Origin of the sequence: Parabacteroides sp. Y3-G-102, assembly GCF_023656845.1 — a bacterium.
GTDB classification, from domain to species: Bacteria; Bacteroidota; Bacteroidia; order Bacteroidales; family Tannerellaceae; genus Parabacteroides; species Parabacteroides distasonis.
On sequence record NZ_JAMOKU010000011.1, the window covers coordinates 1 to 24288 of the forward strand.

Annotated in this window: 24 protein-coding genes; 20 read left to right on the forward strand and 4 right to left on the reverse strand. The window is 49.5% G+C overall.

Annotation, left to right across the window (positions count from 1 at the left end):
* Window positions 1-118: 118 nt before the first annotated feature.
* The 7 genes from NBH16_RS07060 to NBH16_RS07090 all read left to right on the forward strand — a co-directional run bounded on the left by NBH16_RS07060 (window position 119) and on the right by NBH16_RS07090 (window position 8550).
* Window positions 119-1249: a glycosyltransferase family 4 protein gene (locus NBH16_RS07060; RefSeq protein ID WP_250788287.1), complete on the forward strand. Its 1131-nt coding sequence runs from the start codon at window positions 119-121 to the stop codon at window positions 1247-1249.
* Entirely contained in the window at window positions 1246-1878 is a 633-nt protein-coding gene (locus NBH16_RS07065) for an acyltransferase (protein WP_250788288.1), read from the forward strand. Before NBH16_RS07060 ends, NBH16_RS07065 begins: the two co-directional genes overlap by 4 nt.
* A 5-nt stretch (window positions 1879-1883) precedes the next feature.
* The gene (locus NBH16_RS07070) at window positions 1884-3329 is read left to right on the forward strand and encodes a lipopolysaccharide biosynthesis protein (protein ID WP_250788290.1); all 1446 of its coding nucleotides are present in this window, start codon (window positions 1884-1886) and stop codon (window positions 3327-3329) included.
* Window positions 3326-4468, forward strand: a complete 1143-nt coding sequence (locus NBH16_RS07075; protein WP_250788293.1) for a glycosyltransferase family protein — start codon at window positions 3326-3328, stop codon at window positions 4466-4468. Before NBH16_RS07070 ends, NBH16_RS07075 begins: the two co-directional genes overlap by 4 nt.
* 465 nt (window positions 4469-4933) lie before the next feature.
* Complete coding sequence (locus NBH16_RS07080) at window positions 4934-5353, forward strand: hypothetical protein (RefSeq protein WP_011966385.1); 420 nt, start codon at window positions 4934-4936, stop codon at window positions 5351-5353.
* 3 nt (window positions 5354-5356) lie between these two features.
* The gene (locus NBH16_RS07085; protein ID WP_121960923.1) at window positions 5357-6811 is read left to right on the forward strand and encodes a replicative DNA helicase; all 1455 of its coding nucleotides are present in this window, start codon (window positions 5357-5359) and stop codon (window positions 6809-6811) included.
* On the forward strand, window positions 6808-8550 hold the full coding sequence (locus NBH16_RS07090) for a DNA primase (protein WP_250788295.1): 1743 nt from the start codon (window positions 6808-6810) through the stop codon (window positions 8548-8550). The genes NBH16_RS07085 and NBH16_RS07090 overlap by 4 nt, the downstream gene beginning before the upstream one ends.
* Before the next feature lie 249 nt (window positions 8551-8799).
* Here the strand turns inward: NBH16_RS07090 and NBH16_RS07095 are convergent, their stop codons facing one another.
* A complete protein-coding gene (locus NBH16_RS07095) occupies window positions 8800-9045 on the reverse strand; it encodes a DUF6722 family protein (RefSeq protein WP_044545084.1) in 246 nt (81 codons plus the stop codon).
* A gap of 198 nt (window positions 9046-9243) precedes the next feature.
* Here NBH16_RS07095 and NBH16_RS07100 point away from each other — a divergent pair, with 198 nt between their 5' ends.
* Window positions 9244-9684, forward strand: a complete 441-nt coding sequence (locus NBH16_RS07100) for an HU family DNA-binding protein (protein WP_195284152.1) — start codon at window positions 9244-9246, stop codon at window positions 9682-9684.
* 1 nt (window position 9685) lies between these two features.
* Here NBH16_RS07100 and NBH16_RS07105 read toward each other — a convergent pair whose 3' ends face one another.
* Window positions 9686-9910, reverse strand: coding sequence for a DUF4248 domain-containing protein (locus tag NBH16_RS07105; RefSeq protein WP_005856539.1), 225 nt, complete (start codon window positions 9908-9910; stop codon window positions 9686-9688).
* A 91-nt stretch (window positions 9911-10001) separates the two neighbouring features.
* On the opposite strand from NBH16_RS07105, the gene NBH16_RS07110 reads away from it, so the two are divergent.
* The 7 genes from NBH16_RS07110 to NBH16_RS07140 all read left to right on the forward strand — a co-directional run bounded on the left by NBH16_RS07110 (window position 10002) and on the right by NBH16_RS07140 (window position 16402).
* Complete coding sequence (locus NBH16_RS07110; protein WP_009017926.1) at window positions 10002-10469, forward strand: glucosaminidase domain-containing protein; 468 nt, start codon at window positions 10002-10004, stop codon at window positions 10467-10469.
* 408 nt (window positions 10470-10877) lie between these two features.
* Window positions 10878-12062, forward strand: coding sequence for a glycosyltransferase family 2 protein (locus NBH16_RS07115; protein ID WP_250788297.1), 1185 nt, complete (start codon window positions 10878-10880; stop codon window positions 12060-12062).
* Window positions 12055-12978, forward strand: a complete 924-nt coding sequence (locus NBH16_RS07120; protein WP_009276018.1) for a glycosyltransferase family 2 protein — start codon at window positions 12055-12057, stop codon at window positions 12976-12978. The genes NBH16_RS07115 and NBH16_RS07120 overlap by 8 nt, the downstream gene beginning before the upstream one ends.
* Window positions 12953-14140 (forward strand): glycosyltransferase family 2 protein, encoded by a 1188-nt coding sequence (locus NBH16_RS07125; protein ID WP_005868356.1) that lies wholly within the window; start codon window positions 12953-12955, stop codon window positions 14138-14140. The genes NBH16_RS07120 and NBH16_RS07125 overlap by 26 nt, the downstream gene beginning before the upstream one ends.
* 112 nt (window positions 14141-14252) lie before the next feature.
* Entirely contained in the window at window positions 14253-15377 is a 1125-nt protein-coding gene (locus tag NBH16_RS07130; RefSeq protein WP_005856527.1) for a hybrid sensor histidine kinase/response regulator, read from the forward strand.
* A gap of 160 nt (window positions 15378-15537) precedes the next feature.
* A complete protein-coding gene (locus NBH16_RS07135; RefSeq protein ID WP_005856525.1) occupies window positions 15538-15870 on the forward strand; it encodes a 6-pyruvoyl trahydropterin synthase family protein in 333 nt (110 codons plus the stop codon).
* Window positions 15857-16402, forward strand: a complete 546-nt coding sequence (locus tag NBH16_RS07140) for a 7-carboxy-7-deazaguanine synthase QueE (protein WP_005868354.1) — start codon at window positions 15857-15859, stop codon at window positions 16400-16402. Before NBH16_RS07135 ends, NBH16_RS07140 begins: the two co-directional genes overlap by 14 nt.
* Before the next feature lie 35 nt (window positions 16403-16437).
* Here the strand turns inward: NBH16_RS07140 and NBH16_RS07145 are convergent, their stop codons facing one another.
* Together NBH16_RS07145 and NBH16_RS07150 are read right to left on the reverse strand one after the other, a co-directional pair.
* Window positions 16438-17784, reverse strand: coding sequence for a dihydroorotase (locus NBH16_RS07145; protein ID WP_122369829.1), 1347 nt, complete (start codon window positions 17782-17784; stop codon window positions 16438-16440).
* Window positions 17785-17823: 39 nt separating this feature from the next.
* Window positions 17824-18573, reverse strand: a complete 750-nt coding sequence (locus NBH16_RS07150; protein WP_005856519.1) for a polyprenol monophosphomannose synthase — start codon at window positions 18571-18573, stop codon at window positions 17824-17826.
* Window positions 18574-18864: 291 nt separating this feature from the next.
* Between NBH16_RS07150 and NBH16_RS07155 the strand changes: the two genes are divergently transcribed.
* The 5 genes from NBH16_RS07155 (at window position 18865) to NBH16_RS07175 (ending at window position 24157) form a co-directional block, all read left to right on the forward strand.
* Window positions 18865-19791 carry a hydrogen peroxide-inducible genes activator gene (locus NBH16_RS07155; RefSeq protein WP_005868349.1) on the forward strand — a complete coding sequence of 309 codons (927 nt, stop codon included), beginning with the start codon at window positions 18865-18867 and terminating at the stop codon, window positions 19789-19791.
* An 86-nt stretch (window positions 19792-19877) separates the two neighbouring features.
* Window positions 19878-21143, forward strand: coding sequence for a carboxypeptidase-like regulatory domain-containing protein (locus tag NBH16_RS07160; RefSeq protein ID WP_005868347.1), 1266 nt, complete (start codon window positions 19878-19880; stop codon window positions 21141-21143).
* Window positions 21144-21225: 82 nt separating this feature from the next.
* Window positions 21226-21765: an RNA polymerase sigma-70 factor gene (locus NBH16_RS07165; protein WP_005856513.1), complete on the forward strand. Its 540-nt coding sequence runs from the start codon at window positions 21226-21228 to the stop codon at window positions 21763-21765.
* Between the two features lie 5 nt (window positions 21766-21770).
* A complete protein-coding gene (locus NBH16_RS07170) occupies window positions 21771-22622 on the forward strand; it encodes a FecR family protein (RefSeq protein WP_005868343.1) in 852 nt (283 codons plus the stop codon).
* Window positions 22601-24157: an STN and carboxypeptidase regulatory-like domain-containing protein gene (locus NBH16_RS07175; RefSeq protein WP_122382942.1), complete on the forward strand. Its 1557-nt coding sequence runs from the start codon at window positions 22601-22603 to the stop codon at window positions 24155-24157. Before NBH16_RS07170 ends, NBH16_RS07175 begins: the two co-directional genes overlap by 22 nt.
* Window positions 24158-24288: the final 131 nt, after the last annotated feature.

Genomic DNA, 24288 nt, shown 5'->3' on the forward strand with positions numbered 1-24288 from the left:
GTATAAAGTGTGGGGACAGAACATGATTCACGGTCTTTATGACTAATGAAAACTCGGTCTTATTCCACACTTTGATGTTGAATGTTTATGCAAATTTATAACGATAAATTATTATACAATGAAAATAGCCATAGAAGCCCAACGTATTTTCCGGACAAATAAACATGGTATGGATTTTGTAGCCCTTGAAAGTATCCGGGAGTTACAAAAAATAGATCATGAGAACGAGTATTATATCTTCGTCAGCCCGGGAGCAGATCATTGCCTAGAAGAGACGGATAATATGCATATCGTAGAGGTGAGGTGCCCCTCATATCCCCTTTGGGAGCAGATAGCGTTACCGAATGCCATAGCTAAGGTGAAACCGGATCTATTGCATTGCACAAGCAATACGGCCCCCATCCATTGCCCAGTCCCATTGGTACTGACCTTGCACGACATCATCTTTCTCGAGCCCAAGCAAGGAGGCAATACATCCTTATACCAAAACATGGGTTGGTACTATCGCCGTCTGGTAGTTCCTCGTATACTTCCCAAATGCGAGAGGATCATTACCGTATCGTATTTCGAACGCAACCGGATACGGGAAGCCCTACGCCTGCCGAAAGAACGGATTATAGCGATCTATAATGGGTATAGCCAACATTTCCATCCCTTGTCAAATGTATCGGCCATCACCCGTAAATACATCGACTCAGACGATTATCTTTTCTTCTTAGGGAATACAGACCCGAAGAAAAACGTACCTCGTACCTTGAAGGCATATAGCCTTTACCTTAAGCGCTCGTCAAGAAAGCGCCCCCTATTGATAGCGGACTTGAAAGAGGACAAGTTAGATATGCTATTGAAAGAGCAGCATATAGAGGAAATCAAACCCTACCTGTCCTACCCGGGTTATATTTCCAATAAGGATCTAGCTTACTTATATAATGGAGCTTTCGCCTTTCTCTACACCTCCTTACGGGAAAGCTTCGGTATCCCTATGCTGGAAGCTATGGCTTGCGGTACGCCCGTAATAGCGGGAAATACCTCAGCTATGCCAGAGATAACCGGTGAAGGAGGATTATTGGCCGATCCTCTCGATGAGGAAGAAATAGCTTGCTTATTGTTACGATTGGAAGAAGATCCCGTGTTCCATGACGAACAAGTAAAATATGGATTACAAAGATCTCGATTATTCTCATGGAATCATACGGCAAAAGAACTATTGCAAGTTTATACAAACATCTTTCAATCCCTAAAAGAATGAGTATCACTGCACTCAAACATAAGATCAAGAAGAACGATAAATTAAAAAGAATCATTCATTTTCTAATAATGAATCAACGTGGTTCTTGCCCTAGACTATGGGTTAAATGGTTTATCAATCCATTCATGCTCACCTACGGGAAACGAAGTAAAATCAGGAGATCAGCCATAATGAATGTCAGTCCCATTAACCCTTTCGTTCTTGGTCAAGAAAGCGTAATCGAGCATTATGCCACCGTAGACAACGGCGTTGGGCAGATACATATAGGAGATTACACACGCATAGGGATACAGGATACGATCATTGGTCCGGTTTTTATTGGGAATCAGGTGATACTCGCCCAGAACGTCACTATTTCAGGATTGAATCATAAATACGATGACATTTCCAAACCAATTCTAGCCCAAGGCATAACCACCTCTTTAGTTGTCGTAGGAGATGAATCTTGGATTGGGGCGAACGCTATTATTACCGCGGGGGTACATATCGGGAAACACTGCGTAGTCGGAGCGGGAAGCGTGGTCACTAAAGATATACCGGACTACTCGGTAGCCGTAGGTAACCCTGCCAAGGTCGTTAAACGTTACGACCCATGCAAGCAAGTATGGATAAAAACTTCTGAAGCATAAAAGATATGGCATCCACAAAAAAAGAGTTGGTATCCGGCGTAATCTATATGGCTGTATCAAAATACTCAGGAATCATCGTATCCTTAGTCGTGGCAGGCATATTAGCCCGGTTGATAGCGCCCGAGGAGTTTGGTGTCGTAGCGATCGCCACCGTCATCATCTCCTTTTTCAGTATTTTCAGTGATCTAGGGATCGCCCCGGCGATCATTCAAAACAAGGACCTGACAGAAGACGACCTTAACGGCATATTCTCTTTTACCTTATGGACCGGGATAGGAATCTCTATCTTATTCTTCGCTTCCGCATGGCCAATAGCGTTGTTTTACAAACAGAATTCATTATTACCCATATGCCAATTATTATCCGTGAACCTATTTTTCGCCTCGGCCAATATCGTCCCAAACGCTCTTCTATTCAAGAATAAAGAGTTCAAGTTCGTAGCATACAGAGCCTTGGGCATCCAATGTGCCGGAGGAAGCCTAGCGATCTGCGCCGCTATATCGGGTGCCGGATTATATGCTTTAATCATCAATCCTATATTCACCAGCATTTTCTTGTTTATCATCTCATTCAGGAAAAATCCCTTAAGAATAAAACGCACGCTCGGACTGGCATCCATCCGGAAAATATTCAGCTATTCCGCCTACCAGCTCATGTTTAACGTGATCAATTATTTCAGCCGCAACCTTGACAAGCTATTAATAGGGAAATATATGAGCATGAACGCCTTAGGCTATTATGAGAAATCATATCGCTTGATGATGCTTCCGTTACAGAATATAACCTTCGTGATCTCGCCGGTCATGCACCCTATTTTCTCCAATTTCCAAAACGATTTGCCACAACTAGCGAGTTCCTATGAGAAAGTCATACGCACCTTGGCTTTCATCGGTTTCCCGTTGTCGATATTGCTTTGGTTCTCCGCCGGGGAGATCACCATCATCTTATTCGGAGACCAATGGATGCCTTCCATCCCCGTGTTCCGGATCTTATCGTTATCGGTCGGCTTACAAATCATCTCATCCACGTCCGGTGCCATTTATCAAGCGGCGAACGATACGAAAAGCCTGTTTATCTGTGGGGTATTCTCCACTATATTAAACGTATCGGGCATGCTTATCGGTATTTTTATATTCAAGACACTCGAGGCGGTAGCGTGGTGTATATGCACGACTTTCGCCATCAATTTCATACTAGGCTACGTATGGATGTACAAAGTAACCTTCAAGCGCGGCCTGATACATCTGGCACGATTATTTATTTCCCCCCTGTCGCTCTCGATTCTATTAGTATCGCTTTTATTGCCTATATACCTTTCGGCTTATAGGCTTCCGGAATTGGCTGTCCTATCGATAAAAACAGGTATCGTTATCCTTGTCTCCGGCTTATACATACAATTAAGCGGCGTTTACGACATCATTAACCTGATTCAATCCAAGATAAAGAAATGAAAGCTTTATTCCTCATATTCCACGGGTTCAATCCCGCGAACGGGATCAGCAAGAAAATCCATTACCAAGTAAATGGCTTAAAAGCTTGCGGCGTAGACACAAGGCTGTGTTATATGGACGAGACTACGGGCAGAAAACTACGCATGGTAGATAATCACGTGCTTCGTGATTATGGTTCCGGCCTAAAAAGCAAGCTATTGAAAAGGACAGAATATTCCTCAATCATAGAATATGCCCGGAAAGAACGTATCGATTTCGTCTATATGCGCTCAGACCATAACGCTAATCCGTTCACGATCCATATGGTCCGCAAATTGAAAGAGACAGGGATCAAGGTGGTCATGGAGATACCGACTTACCCGTACGATCAAGAATATGAAAGTTTATCCAGAAGAAAATTCTTATTCATAGACCAATGTTTCCGCAAGATATTGGCAAGGCAGCTCTCCGGCATAGTGACTTTCTCGGATTATCCAATCATATTCGGGAAACCGGCCCTACAGATCTCGAACGGGGTTGATTTCAGCCAAATACCGTTAAAGAGAAAGATTAACGATACCAACCACGAACTTCATCTGATCGGGGTGGCAGAAATCCATTATTGGCACGGGTTCGACCGTTTGGTGAGGGGACTAGCGAATTATTATCAGACCCATCCTTCCTATAAAGTTTACTTCCACATCATAGGGGAGTTTTTTGGAGAAAGAGAGAAAAAAGAGATCCTACCTGTCATCAAACAACACGGATTGGAGGAATACATAATCTTGCACGGAGCGAGACATGGAAAGGAACTGGATGATCTTTTCGAGCAAGCGGACATGGCTATCGGCAGCCTCGCCCGCCACAGGAGTGGTATCATCCATATCAAAACCCTGAAAAACAGGGAATACGCAGCACGTGGACTCTCCTTTATTTACTCAGAGATCGATAGCGACTTCGAGAATAAACCTTATATTCTTAAAGCGAAAGCCGATGAAAGCCCTATTGATATCTACCAAATCATCGAATTTTATAAATGGCAAAAACTTTCTCCTGAACAAATCCGTAACAGCATCTTGTCGCTTTCATGGAAAAGCCAGATGAATAAGGTCCTATCCTGTCTCATGGTTGATTTATTTACCTCGCATATACCTTCATAGAGGCTATCATTATAGCTTATTATAAGCAAAAGGTTACTCACCCCAATCTAGTCATAATAAAGAATCAAATTAATCATTTAAACCCACATTAGAAAAAATTATACCATGTTATAAAACAAAATAATTAACCAATAATAATGCTTGCATAAACCAAAACATAACCTTACCTTTGTAAAGAAAGTAGGAAATACAAATAAGTTGATTTAATGAGATACAAAATAAATAATTATTAATTCAAAAAAAGAAGGAAACGTTTCGTTTTCTATTCTTTTATTTTTATTATAAATACCTATTTATATCTTATATAGTGCGAAATGACGTTAAAAAGGGCATTCGAAAAATAGACACCTATTCAAGACAAACCACTATTTAACAGATTGTTAATCCTTAACCCCCCCATTCGATCGGGGGTTCGAAACTAGGTTCGATTCTTTATTTTCACCATTCAAAACAATACAAAGTACAATGAAACAGACAGTTAGCGTCAAAGAGTTAAAAAGTGGAGGTTACACACGTTTTCCGAGGTTATTTATCGACCTATTACTGCAAGATTACTATCCGAAGAACAAAACACGCCTTAAGATCGGCGTGTTCATATACATTTTCGGTAAACTAGCCAACAAGCCTTACAACTATCGATACGCCGGCGGCAAGCGGGTATCTATCTACGAGGGGCAGTGCATCATCCATATCACGACCATGGCCAGGGCATTGGGATGTTCCTTATACGCGGCGAGGAAAGCGCTGAACGAGCTGGCCGAGGAAAACATGATCCATAAGATCAAGGCAGGAAACGGCCTCGCCATCAAGGTACCCTTCTACAAGTCCCTCTTCATCAAGGAGGAGAAGATACAGAAAGATAACGACAAACAAGAACAGGAGTAAAGCATGGCAAACACGAGCAAAAACAAGAACGACCGCCCGGCGACACTGCCCGACGGCCTCGCCCTCCCGCAGGAGCAGGAGATCGAGAAAGCGATCTTATCGGGGCTTATGGCCTCCCACCGGCATATGCCCACGCTGGCGGCGCAACTGCTGCCGGAGATGTTCACGCTACCGCAAGTGGCGATGGCCTTCGAGGCGTACCTGAACATCTACAACCGGGGGGAGAGCGCCGACGCCCTCTCCGTGGAGAAGGAGCTGCGGAGGATAGCGCCCGATAAGGAGACGCTGGCCACCGACCTGTACCAGCTGGCGCTGGGCGGACGGTATCTGGAAACCAGCGACGAGTACATGCCTACCCACGCACGGCACCTGCGGGAGGCCTACGTGGCGAGGCAGTTCATGCTGAGCTGCTACGACTCGGCCTTGAAAGCCTCACGGCCGGACCGTGACACGGAGGCCTTGCTGAAGGAGATGGACTCGCACGTGGGCCGGCTGATGGAACGGCTCTCGCACGCCACGAACAGCGTAGGCATGAAGGAAGCCACCCTGCTGGCCAAGGAGCGCATGCTGGAGATACAACGCAGGGTGACGGAAGGACGCACGCCGGGCATACATACCGGCCTAGAGGGATTGGACCGGATGACGGGCGGCATGATGCCGGGCACGCTCAACGTGATCGCCGCACGCCCCCGGGTAGGCAAGACGGCCTTCGCCCTCTTCATGGCGCTGAACGCAGCGAGGAACGGGCACCCGGTCTGCCTCTACAGCCTAGAGATGTCGAAGGAGCAGCTGGTATTCAGGCTGCTGGGATGCATAGCGGACATAGAGCCCTCCAAGATCCTGAAAGGGACCCTCTCCGCCCCCGAGATGAAGAGGATACAAAGGGCCTCCGACGAGCTGGAGCGACTGCCGATATGGATCGACGAGCGCACGGACCTGAGCGTGGCCGACCTGCGTTACCAGATCTCGCTCCGGCGGAAGCAGGGGCGGTGCGAGATGGTGATCGTGGACTACCTCCAACTGATGCTCTCGCCTTCCGAGGACCGCAAGAGCACGAACGACCAGATATCGGCCATCACACGGCAACTGAAGCTGATCGCCAAGGAGAACGACATCCCCGTCGTGCTGTTGAGCCAGCTGAACCGGAATTGCGAGGCGAGACCCACGCTGAAGAACATGCTGTCCGACCTGCGTGACTCCGGCTCCATCGAGCAAGACGCCGATACGGTATTCTTCCTCCGCCGCCTCTCCGTGATGAACATCGACGAGGACCCGGAGACCCGTCTCTCCACCGAGGGCCGGGGTACCCTCTCGATCGCCAAGAACCGGCACGGAGAGTCCGGGGAGGTGCGTTTCTGCCACAACAAGGGGGTTACCCGGTTCACCGACGACCGCACGCCGGTGCCGAACGACCGCAGACCGGCGAAAGCAGAGCTGGATAAAGACCTGTTCGGATGATCACGCATGACACTTTACTGCGGGTACGGGAAACCGCCCGCATCGACGAGGTAGCGGCCGGGTACCTCACGCTACGGCGCTCCGGCAAGGACCTCGTGGCACTCTGCCCTTTCCACGACGAGCGTCACCCCTCGTTCCGGATCAGCCCGGCGCTCAATATCGGGAAATGCTTCAGTTGCGGCGAGGCGGCGGACCCCATACGCCTCGTGCGCCACATGGAGGGATGTGGCTTCGAGGAGGCCGTACGGCTGCTGGCCCGCAAGTATGGCATCGAGGTGGAGGAGGAACGGGGCACGGAAGAGGCCGGACGGCACGAGGCACGACAGGCGATCTTACGCGGCAACGAGGCCTTCGCCCGCTCCCTCCTTCCCTACGATCCCGCCGAGGGGATAACGGGCGAGGACGAGAACGGCGAGGAAGACCTCAGGGCGCTCCGTGAGACCTTTTCCCACTTCGGGGTAGGTATCTGCCCGCCCGACGCCCCCGAGGGCTTCAGGCGCTTCCGGAGGCGGCTTGTCTTCCCGGTAAGGACCACCGGGGGGCAGATAGCGGGCTTCGCCGGGCGGTACCGGGGGGCGGACGGGGCAGGAACGGCCAAATACGTCAACTCCGATGACAGCGAGGCGTACCACAAGGGACGTATCCTCTACGGCCTGTACGAGGCGGTGAGGGCCGTCCGCGCCGAGGGCGACGTGCTGCTATGCGAGGGTTACAAAGACGTGATCGCCTTCCACGCCGCCGGTATCCGTCACGCCGCCGGGCTTTGCGGCACGGCGCTCACCGAGGATCACGTGCGGATGATACGGAGGCTGACGGGGCACGTCACGCTCGCCCTCGACCCGGACCCGGCGGGACAGGCCGCCACCCTCCGCTCCGCCCGTCTCTTGCTGGCACGGGGATGCGAGGTGGGCCTCCTTCCCCTGCCCGGTGGCATGGACCCGGACGAGGTGTTCCGCCGGCAAGGGGCCGAGGCGCTGCGCAGGCTCGTGCGGACAGAGGCGGTGGATTACCTGAGCCACCGCATCCGGGAGGCGGCGGGGCGGAAAGGCGGGCCCGACGCCGGGGGGATACGGGAGGTGCTCGGGGAGATCCGTCTCGTAGGCTCTCCGCTGGCCGTGTACCGGCGGATGGAGGAGCTCTCCAAGGCTACGGGTATCCCCCTCGACGTATTGCGTGAGGAGTTGTCCGCCTCTCCCGGCGAGCCTGTCCGGACAGAGCCGGCAGAAGTAGTGACGGGCCTCCCTCCCGCACGCCTCCGTGAAAGAGCCTTGCTGCGTTTCTGCCTCGCCAACCACGACCGGATGTTCTATGCCGGGGATGGTAGCGGTATCTCCCTTCCGGCATGGGTCGCCTCCGAGTTGTCCGCCGGCGGGATGCCCCTGACGGAACCCGCCCATCTCGACCTGCTGGCTCTCCTCTCGGGAGGCGGCCATCCGGACGGGATCACGGACGAGTCTCTCTCCGCCCTCATCCTCTCCCTCCGTTCCTCCTACCCGGAGGAGGGACCGCCGGAAAGGCTCCCCGACGAACTCTTGCCCGACGAGGCCGAACGCCAGCTCTTCCTCTACGCCGAGCCTTTCATACACGACCGGCTACAACGCACGGCCGCACGCCTCCGCTCCGCTACCTCGACCGATGAGCGGGCGGCATGCCTCGGGGAACTGAGGGATTGTTTCGCCTTGAGCGACCGGATCGGGAGGGCGCTGGGAAGCCAGAGCGTGAGGCGGGTGGAGGGCTGACCCGCCAACCATCAGCCGCCCACAAAAAAACACTACTGTGTTTGGCACCGAACACTATTGTGCCGGGAAGCCAACACAGTAGTATCCGAAGCCAAACACAGTAGTGTCCGGACCGGAAATACGATAGTCCTTTTATTTCATGCTATCCAACCAACGCTTGCCGGATGGCGTGTACATCCAAACGATAAACACCACAAGTATCAATAGCATTACCCCGAAAAGAAATGTCAATGGATTCATAGCTCTTTATTATTTCAAGATTTTATTACCACAGAAAGCTAACCCGACAGAGAACAAGATCCCTACCATGAACATTCCAATCATACTTATCTCTATCTTTTCCGATTGGAATAACATAGCTATTCCACCCAGCACCAACGCCGTGAACGTCAGTTTTGACAAATCGTAAAAATATTTGCCCAACGTCTCACGCTGGCACTTCGCCCGTTCACGGGACTCACCTCTCGCGTCTCGCCGCTTGTCTTTCTCTTTCATACCGTAAATTTTTCATGTCAATCGAATTTTGATAAGGCAAACATACGCTTATTTTTCTTGACAAACAAGCATTCTCCCCCCTAAAATCACCTCTTTACCCCCATTCACCCGACCTCGCCCCCCTTCGTCCCCGTTGACCGGAATCCCACCGGCGGCATGTCGTACCTTTACAACGTAATCAAAAAAACACCAGACATTATGCCGATCAAGTACCGATTAGTCTTACGAAAAGACATGACCAAGGGAGCCGCCGCCGGCTCCAAGTTGTATTACGCCGTGAACAAGTCCACCGGCACCTGCGATTTCGAGGAGCTGTGCGACCAGATCGCCGACCGCAGCACCGCCTCCCGGGGCGACGTGCACGTCGTGGTAGACGGCCTCCTCTATATCCTCAAGCAACGCCTCCAGAAAGGGGAAACCGTCCAGCTGGGCGATCTCGGCCACTTCCAAGCCGTGATCGGCAGCAAGGGCACCAAGCTGGAGTCCGACTTCAACGCCTCCCTTATCAAACGTCCCCGGATCGTCTTCCGTCCGAGCGTGACGCTAAAGAGCGTCACCGGCCTCGCCAAGTTCGAGAAGATCGTGCCCGACGCACCCGCCCCGGGAGGAGGCGACAGCGAATCCCCCGACGAGATCTGACTCAAGGCTCCCCTAGATGAGAAACGATGCACTCCCGCTGACGGGGCGATAAGATCCGTTGGCGGGGATGCCATCCGCACTCCTCCAGCCGCTCCATCAACTTTCCGCTGACACGTATCCACCGGGACAGCTTATCCGAGGCTTTCTTCTTCGACAATAAGGGAAAATAACTCATCGCTATATCACAAAAATAATAGGCGCCGACACCGGTCTCCCGCTTTTCCATACTGATGCTGTTTATTTATTAACTTATTCAAAGATAGTAATTTAAGATTAATTTTCCAAGAAAAATCAAACCATAATTCATCGTATATATCATGAAACAAGCCTATATCTCCACCCACCTTGCCGACGCCCAGTCCGCCGGCGACCGCTTCCACCTAAACCCCATCATCCTCCTTGCCCAAGCCGCCCTAGAAAGCGGCTGGGGCACCTCCCGCCTAGCCCGTGAGGCCAACAACCATTTCGGCATCACCGGCTACGGGGCGAGCAACGCCTTCTGGCACGGGGGCCGCGTCACCGCCCGATACAAGCGGGGCGAGTTGCTGTTCCGCCGCTACGACTCGGCACGCAACTCCTACCTCGACTTCGCCCGCCTCCTCGTCTGCTCCTACCCGCAGGCCGCCGCCATGAGCCGTTTCCCCGCCGACTACGCCAAGGCCATCGCCTACAGCCCCTACATCAGCGAGCTGAACGGCGACAACCGGGAGCGCTACCGGGAGACGCTGGTACAGCTCTGCCACGAGATCGAACCGATTTACTCATCCCTAAAAAACAACAATTGATATGAATAAGATACGACAAATACTAGCCTTCGTCCGCAGCCTGCTGGATTTCTTGCTAAACCTAGGATCTCACACGCCCCAAAAACAACCGCCCCATGACACGACCGACACTCCCACGGAGCCCACGCCCCCCTTTCCCCCACTTCCGCCTGCTCGCCTTGGCCAGCCTCTTCCTGCTGGCGGCACTCTCCCTCCTGCTAGACATGCGGGAGGCGGCGTTGGCGGCTATCGGGGCGATACTCTCGCTCTCGTCCACCCCTCGCCCGGCCCCTTGAACCTGCTGGGCTGGGGGCTGATACTCTCGGCGGCGCTGAGCTCGCTGGGAAAGATATGGCCCCCTTAGGTGAGAAAAAACGGCAGAATCAAACTCTTATTGAAAATTATAAGTACTTTTGTAAAAAAAAGCGAATGCACTTGTTGATCTACATAGATATCGCCCTATTCATTTTCATCGCCTTTTTCATAGGCTATGACCTATTTTTTACGTTGGCGTCCTTTTTTCGGAGGAGGTACCGGAAGCACCGGAGCATACGGCTCCAGAAGTTCGCCGTCATCTTCGCCGCCTATAAGGAAGACCAAGTCATACAGGAATCCGTGGAGCGCATCCTCCTGCAAGACTATCCGGCGGACAAATACCGGGTGATCGTGGTATCGGACCATATGCGGGAGGAAACGAACCAAGCGCTCGCCAAGCTCCCGATCGAGCTCCTCACGCCGGATTTCAAGCATAGCATGAAACATAAGTCCATCACCTACGCCTTGGAATACCTGAAGGGGGGAATCGATAAGGTCGTCATCCTCGATGCCGACAACCTCACGGATACGGATTTCCTGACCCGGGTCAACGATATCACGCAAGACAACATCGCCCTGCAAGCGCACCGTACCCTCAAGAACGACAATACGCCGATAGCGGTATGGGACGGTATCTCCGAGGAGATCAACAACACCATCTTCCGCAAGGGGCGGGTCAATGTCGGGATCTCCTCCTCCTTGATAGGCTCCGGCATGGTATTCGACTTCGGATGGCTGAAATCCCACATGCCCCAATGCGGCACTTTCGCCGAGGACAAGGAGCTGGAGATCTATCTCGCCACGGAAAATATCTTTGTCGATTACGCCGAGGACATCCTCGTGTACGACGAGAAGACCTCACGCCAAGAGGTCATGGCACGGCAAAGATCCCGCTGGTTCCACGCCCAACTGCTGGCATTCTCTTTGATCATACGGCATCTCGACCTCCGTACCCTCAACTGGAATTATATGGACAAGGCGGTCCAATGGTTCCCGCTCCCGAGAATATTAAAACTGATCATCCCGTCCCTCCTCGCCTTGGCATGGAGCCTCACGGTTTTCCCGCTTGCCCTGAAATGGTATGGGCTAATACTGGTCAGCATCTTGACGTATACGCTGGCTATCCCCCGGAAGATGCATACCCGGAAGCTCTACAGGAACCTGTCGAGGCTCCCTTTTCTCTTTTGCGTCTTGATAAAAGGATATATAGCCTCCTTGCGCCGGGTGAAGGAGAAGGACACCAGCTTCCAGAGTACTCCTCATGACATAACGATAAAAAATAAAGAAAATAATGGCTAAAAAAGTATCCATCATCACCATCAATTACAATGGGAAGGATGATACCGTAGACCTAATCGAGTCGTTCGGTCGGTACGAAACCTATCCTTATGAGATTATCATCATCGATAATGGCTCGAAAAATCACGGCGAACACCGCGTACTCAGTAAATATAGCCCCAAGCCAATAGTGATTCGCAGCGACAAGAACCTCGGGTTCGCCGGCGGAAACAACCTAGGGATTTCATACGCCGACGGTGATTATATCCTGTTTCTCAACAACGACACGATCATCAACCAACCGATACTGGAGAACCTAGCAAGGGCTCTCGACAACAATCCGCAAATAGGATGTGTCTCCCCCAAGATAGCGTGCTGGCCTGAGAAGAAGCAGCTACAGTACGCAGGCTCCACCCCGATGAGCCCGGTTACCCTCCGCAACGAGAATATCGGATTCGGTCAAACCGACACGAGACAATTCAATAAATCCCGCTATACGGCATTCGCCCACGGTGCGGCCATGATGATCCGGACCACGGATATCAAGAAGTTCGGAATGATGCCTGAATTTTATTTTCTCTATTACGAGGAGCTGGACTGGTGCGTGCAAATAAGGCGGGCCGGGCTGAAAATCTGGTACGAGGCTACCTCCACCGTCTATCATAAGGAGAGCATGAGCGTAGGGAAACAAAGTCCGCTTCAGGTCTATTATCATACCCGCAACCGCCTTTTATTCGCCAAACGATCGATCGATAAAAGGGATGAAAGGATTTACTCATACATCTACCAAACCCTAGTGGCTTTCCCGAAACGCCTCTCGATCTATCTCGTAAAAGGGAAATTCCGGCTGATCGGGGCGCTAGGCAAGGGATTAATAAACGGATTAATCGCAATCAACAAGGATATGAATTATGGAAAAGAGCTGTCAAGTCATTGAGATCCTCTTCTGGATCGGCATCGGGATCGTTTTCTATACCTATCTGGGGTATGGGATCGTATTATACCTTATGGTAAAGATCAAGGAGCTGTTCGTTAAACCCCGGCTCCCCCGCCTTCCCGAGACACTACCGGAGGCCACGTTGCTGATAGCCGCCTACAACGAGGAGGCGATCGTGGCGAGCAAGATGGTGAATTGCAGACAACTGGATTATCCGGCGGATAAGCTGAGACTGGTCTGGATCACCGATGGAAGCAATGACAACACGAATGAAAGACTGAAAGAGTACCCGGAGGTCACCGTACTGTACCAACCGCGGCGACAAGGAAAGACCGCCGCCTTGAACCGGGCCCTCCCCTACGTCAATACCCCCTACGTCATCTTCACCGACGCCAACACGATGCTGAACAAGGGCGCCATCAAGGAGATCATACGCCAGTTCAGCGACCCACGGGTAGGCTGCGTGGCCGGAGAGAAACGGGTAGAGATACAAGCCGAGCAAGGAGCCACCGCCGGAGAAGGCATATACTGGAAATACGAGTCCGCCCTCAAGCGACTGGACTACCGCCTATACTCCGCCGTCGGGGCGGCAGGCGAGCTCTTCGCCATCCGCACCTCCCTCTTCGAGCAGATGCCCCCGGATACCCTGCTGGACGATTTCATCCTCTCCCTGCGCATAGCGATGAGAGGCTACAAGATCGCCTACAGCAAAGAGGCGTACGCCCTCGAGAGCGCCTCCCTGAACATGCGGGAGGAGGAGAAACGTAAAGTACGCATATCGGCCGGAGGATTGCAATCGGTATGGCGGCTACGGGGATTATTGAATATCTTCCGGTACGGGATACTGAGCTTCCAATACATCAGCCACCGGGTACTGCGCTGGACGCTGACGCCGGTCGTGCTCTTCGCCCTCCTGCCCCTCAACCTTCTCCTAGCCTGTACCGGGCATACCCTTTACACGGTCATCCTTGCCCTGCAATTAGCGTTTTACCTGCTGGGATACTTGGGGTATAAAATGGAAAAACGGAACATCCGGAACAAGCTATTATTCATTCCTTATTACTTTTTATTCATGAATATCAATGTCATACGAGGGTATAGCTATCTCGCTAAGCATAAAGGCACAGGCGCTTGGGAAAAAGCCAAACGAGGCGCGGGATAAAAAAATAAAAAAATAGATGGATAAATAGTCGTTATATGTCGACTTTAATTAATACTTTTGCGCTATTGATACTATTTGAATATCAAGAAAACTAGAACACAATTTAGATACAATGGATAAATTGGCCTCAGAGTATAAAGTTCTTATCGTAGATGATGTCCCTACAAACGTCATGCTAGTACAAGCCATACTGAAGAAAGAGGGATATACGCTTTTGACTTGCGACAGCGGGACAAAAGCGCTACGCATAGCTAACGAGAAACACCCAAATCTGATATTACTCGATATCATGATGCCTGAGATGGACGGATATGAGGTCCTCCAGCATCTGAAAAGCAATCCCGAGACTACGGATATACCCGTGATTATCATGTCCGCCCTAAGCGATATGCAAAGCATCGTGAAAGGTTACCAATTGGGCGCCACCGAATACGTCACAAAGCCTTTCCAACGTGAGGAGCTGGTGAAGAGGGTGGCCCACCGCTACGAGCTTTACAGCATCAAGCGCATCAAGGCCGAGCTGGAGAACACGATCGAGTCTAGGGATACGCTATACTCCGTTATCGCCCATGACCTGCGTTCCCCGCTAGGCTCGTTGAAAATGATGAATAACGCCATCTTGATGATGGTGGACAAGGAGCGGGTAGGCGACGAGGTGTACGAGATGATCCAGATGATGAACAAGACCTCCGAGGAGATCTTCCTCTTGCTGGACAACCTGCTGAAATGGGCCAAGAACCGCTTGAACAAGCAGCACGTATATAAGCAACAGACCGACATAAACAGTATCATCGATAGTACCGCCGAGATGTATGTCCCGATGGCGGCGCAAAAAGGCGTGAAGATTATCCTAGAAAATCTGGATAAAGAGCTGGTAGGCTTGGTCGATATCGATATGCTCAAGACGATTATCCGTAACCTGATCTCTAACGCCATGAAGTTTAGTTTCGAGGGGGGCACGATCACCTTATCCTCACGCTCCGAGGGGGATTTCGTAACCGTTAGCGTGAAAGATACCGGCAAGGGCATCAAGAAAGAGGATCAAGACAAGCTCTTGAAACAAGACTCGCATTTCACGACCTACGGGACGAAGAACGAGAAAGGCTCCGGTCTGGGATTGATGCTTTGCAAGGACTTCGTGGAGCTTCATGGAGGAAAGCTTTGGTTCGAGTCCGAGGGCGAGGGCAAAGGAACGACCTTCCTGTTCTCGATGAAGGCGCTGAACCAAGAGGCATAGCCGATCGACGTACCGCCTGTCTCTACCGATCGTAGACAAGTGTCGTACAAACAAACTAAATATTTCGTATATTTGCATCCCGGATTAATATCCGGGATTTTTTTGTGTGCCGAGGTGACATTAGGTACATTATTATTTATCGTATAAACATTATTATCGTATGTATACCGTAATTAAACGTATGGAGATCTCCGCTTCCCATAGCTTGAGATTGTCCTACCCCAGCAAATGTGAGAATCTACATGGTCACAATTGGATGATCACGGTTTATTGCCGCTCCAAGGAATTAAACGCCGATGGCATGGTAGTCGATTTCAGTCATATCAAGAGATCGGTGAAATCCCTGTTGGACCACCAGAACTTGAACGATATCTTACCTTTCAACCCGACGGCGGAGAACATAGCCTTTTGGGTATACGAGCAGATCCCGTCTTGTTTCAAGGTAGAGGTAAAAGAGTCTGAGGGTAACACGGCGATCTATGAGGAAGATTAACGAGATATTCTACAGCTTGCAAGGCGAAGGGTTCCATACGGGGACTCCCGCCGTATTCGTCCGCTTCTCCGGTTGCAACCTGAGATGTAGCTTCTGCGACACCCGCCACGAGGAGGGCGTAATGATGACGGACGAGGAGATCGTGGAGAAGGTATCTTCCTTTCCCGCACGGATGGTAATCCTGACGGGAGGAGAACCTAGCCTGTGGATCGACAAGGCGCTTATATCCCGCTTACGTGAGGCGGGGAAACAGATCTGTATCGAGACCAACGGCACACGCCCCTTGCCCGACGGCATCGACTGGGTGACTTGCTCGCCCAAGGAGAACGCCCCGGTGGTATTGGAAAGAGTCGACGAGATAAAGGTGGTTTATACCGGGCAAGACCTGTCCGCATACGCCGAAATCCCCGCACGGTACCATTTCCTGCAACCCTGCTCCTGCCAAAATACGAAAGAGGTAGTGGATTACATCCTCCGGCATCCCCGGTGGAGACTAAGTCTGCAAACCCATAAATTGATCGATATCCAATAGATAGGATGAGACGGGGGCATGCCCCGTCTCTACTGCTATAGATAACGGACTTCTTTACCTCTCACGGCGTCATTCACCTCTCCATCGCCATAGGCCAACTCGCCATTCACGAAAGTCTTCCATACGCCATGGTGGAACGTATAGCCCTCGAAAGGAGACCAGCCGCATTTGTACAAGATATTCTCCTTCGATACCGTCCAAGTCTGCTCCGGATCGATCAATACGATATCGGCGTAGTATCCGGGACGAATGTATCCCCTCCTATCGATACGAAACAGCTCCGCCGGCATATGCGCCATCTTTTCGACCACCTTCTCGTACGTGAAACGGCCTTCCATCGCCAGCTCCAACATCGTGATCAAGGAGTGCTGGATAAGCGGTCCTCCGGAAGCCGCCTTCAAGCAAGAGCCTTGCTTCTCCTCCGGTAGATGCGGGGCATGGTCGGTAGCCACGATATCGATCGTATTGTTATTGACCGCCTCACGCAGCGCCGTGCGATCCTCGATCGTCTTGATAGAAGGATTCCACTTGATACGATTACCGAATTGGGCGTAGTCGCCGTCATGAAACCACAGATGGTGCACGCAGACCTCGCCGGTTATCTTTTTCTCGCTCAAGGGAAGACGGTTGCCGAGCAACGATAATTCCTTCTCCGTGGAGAGATGCAGGATATGCAAACGGGAACCCAAGCGGGTAGCCAGTTCAACCGCCTCGGCCGAGCATTGGTAGCAGGCCTCCTCGCTACGGATCTTGCTATGGAAAGAGATATCCAGATCCTCGCCATGCAGGTTCGTGTAATACTGGATATTACGCCGGATCACCTCCTCTTTCTCCGCATGGATGGCGATCAGCATACCGGCCTCGCCGAAGATACGCTCCAACGAGTCTTTCTTGTCCACCAGCATATTTCCCGTAGACGAGCCGAGGAAGAGTTTCAGTCCCGGCACACGGCTACGATCCAGCCTGCGGATCTCGTCCATATTATCGTTTGTCCCACCGAAGAAGAAGGAGTAATTCGCACGGGAGACCTCGGCGGCACGGTTGAATTTCCATTCCAGATCGGCGATCGTCGTGGTCTGTGGCTTCGTGTTCGGCATGTCCATGAAGGTCGTCACGCCACCGGCCACGGCCGCACAGCTCTCGGTCCCGATATCCCCCTTATGGGTAAGCCCGGGGTCCCGGAAATGCACCTGATCATCGATGACGCCCGGTATCAACCATTTCCCCGTAGCGTCGATCACTTGGTTCGCCTCGGCACGCACGTTCCCGGGAACCTCCCCCTCGAACACCGCCGCGATCTTATCTCCCTCCACCAACACCGAGCCGATAAAAGAACGGCCCTCGTTGATGATTCTCGGATTTTGGATTAATATTTTATTCATCTTTCTTATCCTATTATAAATTGTCAAACTCTGTTTTCATTAGGCATGGCTCGCATGTTTCCTCGGATACTTCCTGAAGAAACTCCACCATTTCAATTGAAGGACGCCGAATAAAGCCTCCCCGAATATCGAAGAGTTCATCTTGGAGACACCCAAGGCACGGTTGATAAAGATGATCGGCACCTCCACGAGCTTGAAGCCGCACTTATAAGCCGTAAACTTCATCTCCACCTGAAAGGCGTATCCCTTGAAATGGACACGGTCCAGATCGATCGTCTCCAGCACCTCACGGCGGTAACATTTAAAACCCGCCGTCGTATCCTGTATCTTCATACCCGTGACGATACGGACATACACCGAGGCGAAATAAGACATCAACACACGGCCCAACGGCCAGTTCACCACATTCACCCCGTTGCAATACCTCGACCCGATGGCTACGTCGGCACCCTGCCCGGTACAAGCGGCGTATAGCTTCGGCAGGTCATTGGGATTATGACTGAAATCGGCGTCCATCTCGAAAATAAAATCATATTTATGCTCGATAGCCCATTTAAAACCCCGGATATAAGCGGTACCCAATCCCAGCTTCCCCTTACGCTCCACGATAAAAAGACGCTCCGGGAACTCCTTCTGCAAGCCCTTCACGATAGCCGCCGTCCCATCCGGAGAGCCATCATCGATCACCAAGATATGAAACACTTTCTCCAGCCCGAACACGGCACGAATGATATTCTCAATATTCTCCTTCTCGTTGTATGTAGGAATAATGACGATACTGTCTGACATATACTTTAATCAATTAATTTTTAGCTCATTATATATACGACTGTAAACCATTTGTAAATTACTCTCCAAAGTTACATATTTTTTCTGTGTAAATCTATCATCCAGTTAGCCCATTCGTCTGTTCCATGATAAGCAAATGTATTTTGGCTTTTCACCCAACTTCCCCGATTTCCCCCTAAATGCCTAATACTCAAATTAAGTTGCTTTATTCTTCCACTTTTATTCGATTATTCCAGCGTTTTTCCGTAAGTTTGTCTTCATTAATTTCTAACGCTTGTAAAATTAAGTACTATGAATATACAGCAACTCGAATATATCCTAGCGGTGGATACTTATCGTCATTTCGCAAAGGCAGCAGAGCATTGTAGGGTGACACAACCGACATTGAGTATGATGATCCAAAAGCTGGAAGACGAACTAGGTATTAAATTGTTCGATCGAAACCTGCAGCCCGTTCGCCCCACACCTGCCGGACGTAAGGTTATTGAGCAAGCGAGAAATGTCCTCTATCAAGCTTCTCTTATCAAAGATATCGTGAACGAGGAGGAACAGTCATTGAAAGGTACGTTCCGCTTAGCGGTGCTACCGACTATCGCCCCTTATTTGCTACCTCGCTTTTTCCAGCAATTATCGGAAAAGCATACGGATCTTGACATCCGTATGCTGGAAATGAAAACCGCTCCCACTATGGCCGCCCTGCAAAACGGGGAAATCGATGCCGCTATCATAGCGAACCAACCCACAGAATCCTATTTACAAGGAGACATATTATATTATGAGCAATTCTTCGGATACGTGGCTCATAATGAATCTATCTTCAAAAAGGATTTGATCCGTACCGCCGATATCAACGACGAGCGGTTGTGGCTGCTGGACGAGGGACATTGCTTCCGTGACCAGCTGATGCGTTTCTGCCAGATGGAAAAGGTAAAGGTTCGCCAAGCCGCTTACCGTTTAGGTAGCCTAGAGACATTTATGCGTATGGTGGAAAGCGGTAACGGTATTACGTTCATCCCGGAATTGGCTACCCTGCAATTAAGTAAAGAGCAGAAAGAATTGGTACGTCCGTTCGCCATTCCCAAGCCGACACGGGAGATCGTCTTTGTCACCCGTAAAGATTTTATCCGGCATACCGTAGCGGGTATTTTAATAGAGAGCATCAAGAAAGCGGTACCTAAAGAAATGTTGACTTTGCAGCCCGGACAAAAGGTTGTGTGATTTTTTCGATAAATCCCATAGGGTATTTCTTTTCTGAGCGATCCTATAAGTACAAAGTGATTATTTACCATTAAAACAATACAAATATGAAAGCGCTCTGTAAACAAACTATGGGATTTATCCTGATGATACTGTTGGCTTGCGGTGTAACCTCTATAAAGGCACAGGATAGCGCAGACGATGAGTTTATCACTGTCAGCGGTGTAGTAAAAGACAAGCAAACACGAAAAAAACTGGAATACGTAAATATCTCTATTCCGGGAACCAACGTGGGAACGATCACCAATAATGACGGTGAGTTCTCTATCAAAGTGAAAAACGGCCTCCATGCCAGACAAGTAGAAGTATCGCATATCGGATATTTGAATGGCTTGATCCCCGTGAACGATAAGGACATATTAGAATGTACGGTATTACTCGAACCGAACATGAATACGCTTAGCGAAGTCATTATCCGGGCCGGAGATCCTCGATATATCGTAGAGGAGGCGATTGAGAAAGTAAATAAGAATTACATCGCCACAGGTAGCATGCTTACCGGGTTCTACCGGGAGACCGCACAAAAAGGCCGTCGTTACATCAATATCTCGGAAGCGGTTATCGATGTTTACAAAACTCCCTATAAGGACAGGAACGTGGAACGGGATCGGGTACAGATCTATAAAGGACGTAAATTATTGAGCGAGAAGGCTAGCGACACATTAGCCGTGAAATTATTGGGAGGCCCTAACCTATCCGTTTACGTGGATGTGGTGAAGAATCCGGATTTATTGCTCGACCCGAATATCTTACCTTATTACGCCTTCCGTATGGAAGAAAGCGTGATGTTAAACGACCGACCGCATTACGTAATCAGTTTCCAACCTCAAGCGATCTTGCCTTACGCCTTATATTACGGTAAATTGTATATCGATAAGGAACGGCTTTCCTTCAGCCGTGCGGAATTCGCCCTCAGCATGGATGACCGGAATAAGGCTACCGAGGCCATCCTCCGCAAAAAGCCTTTTGGCTTGCGATTTAAACCCGTGGAGGTAGCTTTCCTCGTAACTTACAAAGAACGTGACGGCATGAGCTATCTGAGTTATATCCGCAATGAGGTTCGCTTTAAATGCGACTGGAAACGAAAACTTTTCTCTACCAACTACACGATCGTATCCGAGATGGTCGTTACCGATGGTAAAGAACAAAATAACTCCATCCCCTACCGGATGTCTTTTAAAGCGGATCAGTCTCTATCCGACAAGGTATCGGACTTCGCCGACGAGAACTTCTGGGGAGCTTACAACATTATCGAGCCTACCGAGTCTTTGGAGAATGCGGTATATAAATTAAAGAAGCAACATAAAAATTGACCGTGTAAATATACTATCGACAATGATATGGACAAATCATTATCTTTGTCCATTATCAATTATCTGTTGAAACCAAATTATTATGGATTTGTTCGTACTCAAAAAGATCAAGGAAGGGGATATTAAAGCATTCGAAAGTATTTTCAGGCTTTATTATACCCCTCTTTGCCTGTACGCAACCAGTATAACAGGAGAGCAGGAAGTCGCGGAGGAGATCGTTCAGGACTTGTTTTATGTATTCTGGAAAGAAAGAGAATCTCTTCCAATCTTACGTTCCATCAAGAACTACCTTTATGGAGCTACCCGGAACCGGTCCTTACAATATCTGGAGCATCGGGAAGTACGATACCGATACCGGAATACGGTTTTAGCCGGAGAGAATCCGGAATCCGAATCGTATACCCCGCAAGATCAACTTGAGTACAAAGAATTGCAATCCTTGGTCAACCGGGCATTAGGTAAATTGCCCGAACGCCGCCTCCGGATCTTTCGGATGCACCGTTTCGAAGGAATGAAATACGCGGAGATAGCCTCCAGCCTCTCATTGTCCATAAAGACAGTAGAAGCGGAAATGACCAAGGCACTACAAACACTAAGAAAAGAAATCGAGAATTATACCTAACAGTTATGAATCAAATAGAAAAAAATAAATCGAAGACAGACCAAGCATGGGCACAATTATACACTCGCTTGGAGCAAGACGGGCTGCTGGATAAGCCAATTTCCGGTACACAAATCCCATACCGGATCGGACTCATGAAATGGGCCGCCGCTATCATTATACTTTGCGTATCGGTAGCTACAGCTATTTTCCTTGGACAAGAACGGACACCGGAGACCACTCTGCTCACCCTGCATAATAACGAGGCTTCCACCACCTTGGTCACGACTTTGGAAGACGGGTCTATCGTTTATCTGGCCGATAACAGCCAGTTAAGCTATCCGGAACATTTCCAAAGAGAAAAAAGAGAGGTGTCTCTATTAGGAAACGCCCTTTTTGATGTAAGCGGGAATAAGGAACGTCCTTTCCTAATCGAGACAGAGCAGGCCCGGATCGAGGTATTGGGAACCTCATTCAATATCAAAAGCTCGGATAAAAGCGCCTTTGAATTGGCCGTTCGCCGGGGATTAGTGAAAGTGACACTCAAGAAGAACGGAGAACAAACGCTGGTAAAGGCCGGTCAAACCGTATCCTTATTCTCCAACCGTTTACAAGTAGCTCCGACTCAAGATAACGAACAATTTTCCGATTACACCCGCCGTATCCAGTTTAAGGATGAGCGCTTAGGAGATATCTTGCATGTAATTAATCTGGAGTATCCGATGATGCCATTGAAGACAACGGCTGATTTAGAGAATAGACGGCTGACCGTTAGTTTCTATAATAACTCACCCGCAACGATGGCTGAACTGATCTGCGCGGCGTTAAAACTAAAATGTACGCAACAAAATAATATATGGATGATTTCCGAACCTTGAGACAGCTGATCGTAGGATGGTTGCTGTTACTCGTAGCTCTCATCCCTATGAATGCCCAGAATGGTAACGTACTGGGACAGGTCATACGATTGCCTAAATCAAAAGGAAATATCTACCAATTGCTGGGACTCGTCACGGAACGTTCCGGCTATCTTTTTATATACGACAGTAAGATTATCGATAATGAACAAACAACATCGATAAAAGGTGGAGATTATACGATACAAGAAGCTATATACGCTATTACCGGTAATAAAAATCTGGCGATCCGTACGATAGAGAACCATCTCTTGCTTTATCTGCCAGAGAGTCCCTCCGCTCCTAAAAGCGCATCCGTAACTCCCGATTCCATACAAACCTATTTCTCGATAGAAGGTTCTTTACAGGATCAATATACCCATGAGCCAATCGCGTTCGGATCGGTAGGAATCGGCGAGGCCGCTATCGGCACCATCACCAACCAGAATGGAGAGTTCCGATTGAAATTACCGGACTCACTCCGATTATCCAAGGTACGTTTCTCTCATATCGGCTATCTTCCCCAAGAGATAGATGGTCGGGAGTTAATAGATAAACATACCGTCTTATCCCTAGAGCCTAAAGTAATCTCCATCCAAGAAGTTATCGTGCGTCTAACCAATCCGAAACGCTTATTACAGGAGATGCTGGACGAGAGAAGAAGCAATTATTCCCAGCACCCGATTTACCTTACCACATTTTACAGAGAAGGCGTTGAACGTAAAAAAGGACTCGTAGGACTGACCGAGGCTGTTTTTAAGGTATATAAGGCATCTTACCACAGCAATGCCTTGGCCGATCAAGTGAAACTACTAAAGATGCGCCGCATCAGTAACGAGCAGGAAAAGGACACATTGATCACAAAAATGAAGTCGGGTATCTACTCCTGCCTTGTCTTGGACTTGATGAAACAGTTACCGGAGTTTCTGGATCCTAGCCCGGATTCACCCTATACATACGCCCATACCGACATCACGGTAGTGGGTGATCGACTTGCTAACGTCATCTCTTTCGAGCAACGAAAGAGTATCAATGAACCGCTTTATCGGGGACAGATATATATCGACATGGAAAATAATGCCTTATTAAGAGTGGACTTTGAGGTCAATCCCCAATATATCGAGCAAGCGGCCGGCATGTTCGTCGAGAGAAAAAGCCGGAATTTACGGATCACGCCCCAGAAAGTAGCCTATACGGTATCTTACAAGCAATGGAATGGCACCTACTACATTAACCATATCCGGGGAGATCTGCATTTTAAAATTAAAAAAAGAAGACAACTTTTTAACACAAATATTTTACATACTTGGTTCGAAATGGTTACCTGTAAGATAGATACAGCCAATGTGAACCGCTTCTCACGCATTGAATCCCTTCCCACCCGCACGGTTTTCTCGGATACTCACTTCAACTACGACGAGGGTTTCTGGGGAGATTTTAACGTAATATTACCCGAAGACAAACTGAATGAGGCTATTAGCAGAATCACCTCAAAGATAGAGGAAACGAACTACTAATCCCCTGAAAATCATAAAGAGAGCCTTTTCGCAAAGGCTCTCTTTATAGGTTTTTAATAGGTATTAGTCTTTAAGGCAAAAAGATTGTTTAGGTTATCTGCATGCAAAGATGGGCTAATTAATATAATTGA

What these genes read in the sequence shown, in the direction of transcription:
- NBH16_RS07115 (WP_250788297.1), top strand. Translation starts at nt 10,878, where the DNA reads ATGCACTTGTTGATCTACATAGATATCGCCCTATTCATTTTCATCGCC.
- NBH16_RS07100 (WP_195284152.1), top strand. Translation starts at nt 9,244, where the DNA reads ATGCCGATCAAGTACCGATTAGTCTTACGAAAAGACATGACCAAGGGA.
- NBH16_RS07155 (WP_005868349.1), top strand. Translation starts at nt 18,865, where the DNA reads ATGAATATACAGCAACTCGAATATATCCTAGCGGTGGATACTTATCGT.
- NBH16_RS07175 (WP_122382942.1), top strand. Translation starts at nt 22,601, where the DNA reads ATGGATGATTTCCGAACCTTGAGACAGCTGATCGTAGGATGGTTGCTG.
- NBH16_RS07085 (WP_121960923.1), top strand. Translation starts at nt 5,357, where the DNA reads ATGGCAAACACGAGCAAAAACAAGAACGACCGCCCGGCGACACTGCCC.
- NBH16_RS07170 (WP_005868343.1), top strand. Translation starts at nt 21,771, where the DNA reads ATGAATCAAATAGAAAAAAATAAATCGAAGACAGACCAAGCATGGGCA.
- NBH16_RS07135 (WP_005856525.1), top strand. Translation starts at nt 15,538, where the DNA reads ATGTATACCGTAATTAAACGTATGGAGATCTCCGCTTCCCATAGCTTG.
- NBH16_RS07095 (WP_044545084.1), bottom strand. Translation starts at nt 9,045, where the DNA reads ATGAAAGAGAAAGACAAGCGGCGAGACGCGAGAGGTGAGTCCCGTGAA.
- NBH16_RS07140 (WP_005868354.1), top strand. Translation starts at nt 15,857, where the DNA reads ATGAGGAAGATTAACGAGATATTCTACAGCTTGCAAGGCGAAGGGTTC.
- NBH16_RS07160 (WP_005868347.1), top strand. Translation starts at nt 19,878, where the DNA reads ATGAAAGCGCTCTGTAAACAAACTATGGGATTTATCCTGATGATACTG.
- NBH16_RS07090 (WP_250788295.1), top strand. Translation starts at nt 6,808, where the DNA reads ATGATCACGCATGACACTTTACTGCGGGTACGGGAAACCGCCCGCATC.
- NBH16_RS07145 (WP_122369829.1), bottom strand. Translation starts at nt 17,784, where the DNA reads ATGAATAAAATATTAATCCAAAATCCGAGAATCATCAACGAGGGCCGT.
- NBH16_RS07080 (WP_011966385.1), top strand. Translation starts at nt 4,934, where the DNA reads ATGAAACAGACAGTTAGCGTCAAAGAGTTAAAAAGTGGAGGTTACACA.
- NBH16_RS07070 (WP_250788290.1), top strand. Translation starts at nt 1,884, where the DNA reads ATGGCATCCACAAAAAAAGAGTTGGTATCCGGCGTAATCTATATGGCT.
- NBH16_RS07065 (WP_250788288.1), top strand. Translation starts at nt 1,246, where the DNA reads ATGAGTATCACTGCACTCAAACATAAGATCAAGAAGAACGATAAATTA.
- NBH16_RS07150 (WP_005856519.1), bottom strand. Translation starts at nt 18,573, where the DNA reads ATGTCAGACAGTATCGTCATTATTCCTACATACAACGAGAAGGAGAAT.
- NBH16_RS07120 (WP_009276018.1), top strand. Translation starts at nt 12,055, where the DNA reads ATGGCTAAAAAAGTATCCATCATCACCATCAATTACAATGGGAAGGAT.
- NBH16_RS07075 (WP_250788293.1), top strand. Translation starts at nt 3,326, where the DNA reads ATGAAAGCTTTATTCCTCATATTCCACGGGTTCAATCCCGCGAACGGG.
- NBH16_RS07060 (WP_250788287.1), top strand. Translation starts at nt 119, where the DNA reads ATGAAAATAGCCATAGAAGCCCAACGTATTTTCCGGACAAATAAACAT.
- NBH16_RS07165 (WP_005856513.1), top strand. Translation starts at nt 21,226, where the DNA reads ATGGATTTGTTCGTACTCAAAAAGATCAAGGAAGGGGATATTAAAGCA.
- NBH16_RS07125 (WP_005868356.1), top strand. Translation starts at nt 12,953, where the DNA reads ATGGAAAAGAGCTGTCAAGTCATTGAGATCCTCTTCTGGATCGGCATC.
- NBH16_RS07110 (WP_009017926.1), top strand. Translation starts at nt 10,002, where the DNA reads ATGAAACAAGCCTATATCTCCACCCACCTTGCCGACGCCCAGTCCGCC.
- NBH16_RS07130 (WP_005856527.1), top strand. Translation starts at nt 14,253, where the DNA reads ATGGATAAATTGGCCTCAGAGTATAAAGTTCTTATCGTAGATGATGTC.
- NBH16_RS07105 (WP_005856539.1), bottom strand. Translation starts at nt 9,910, where the DNA reads ATGGAAAAGCGGGAGACCGGTGTCGGCGCCTATTATTTTTGTGATATA.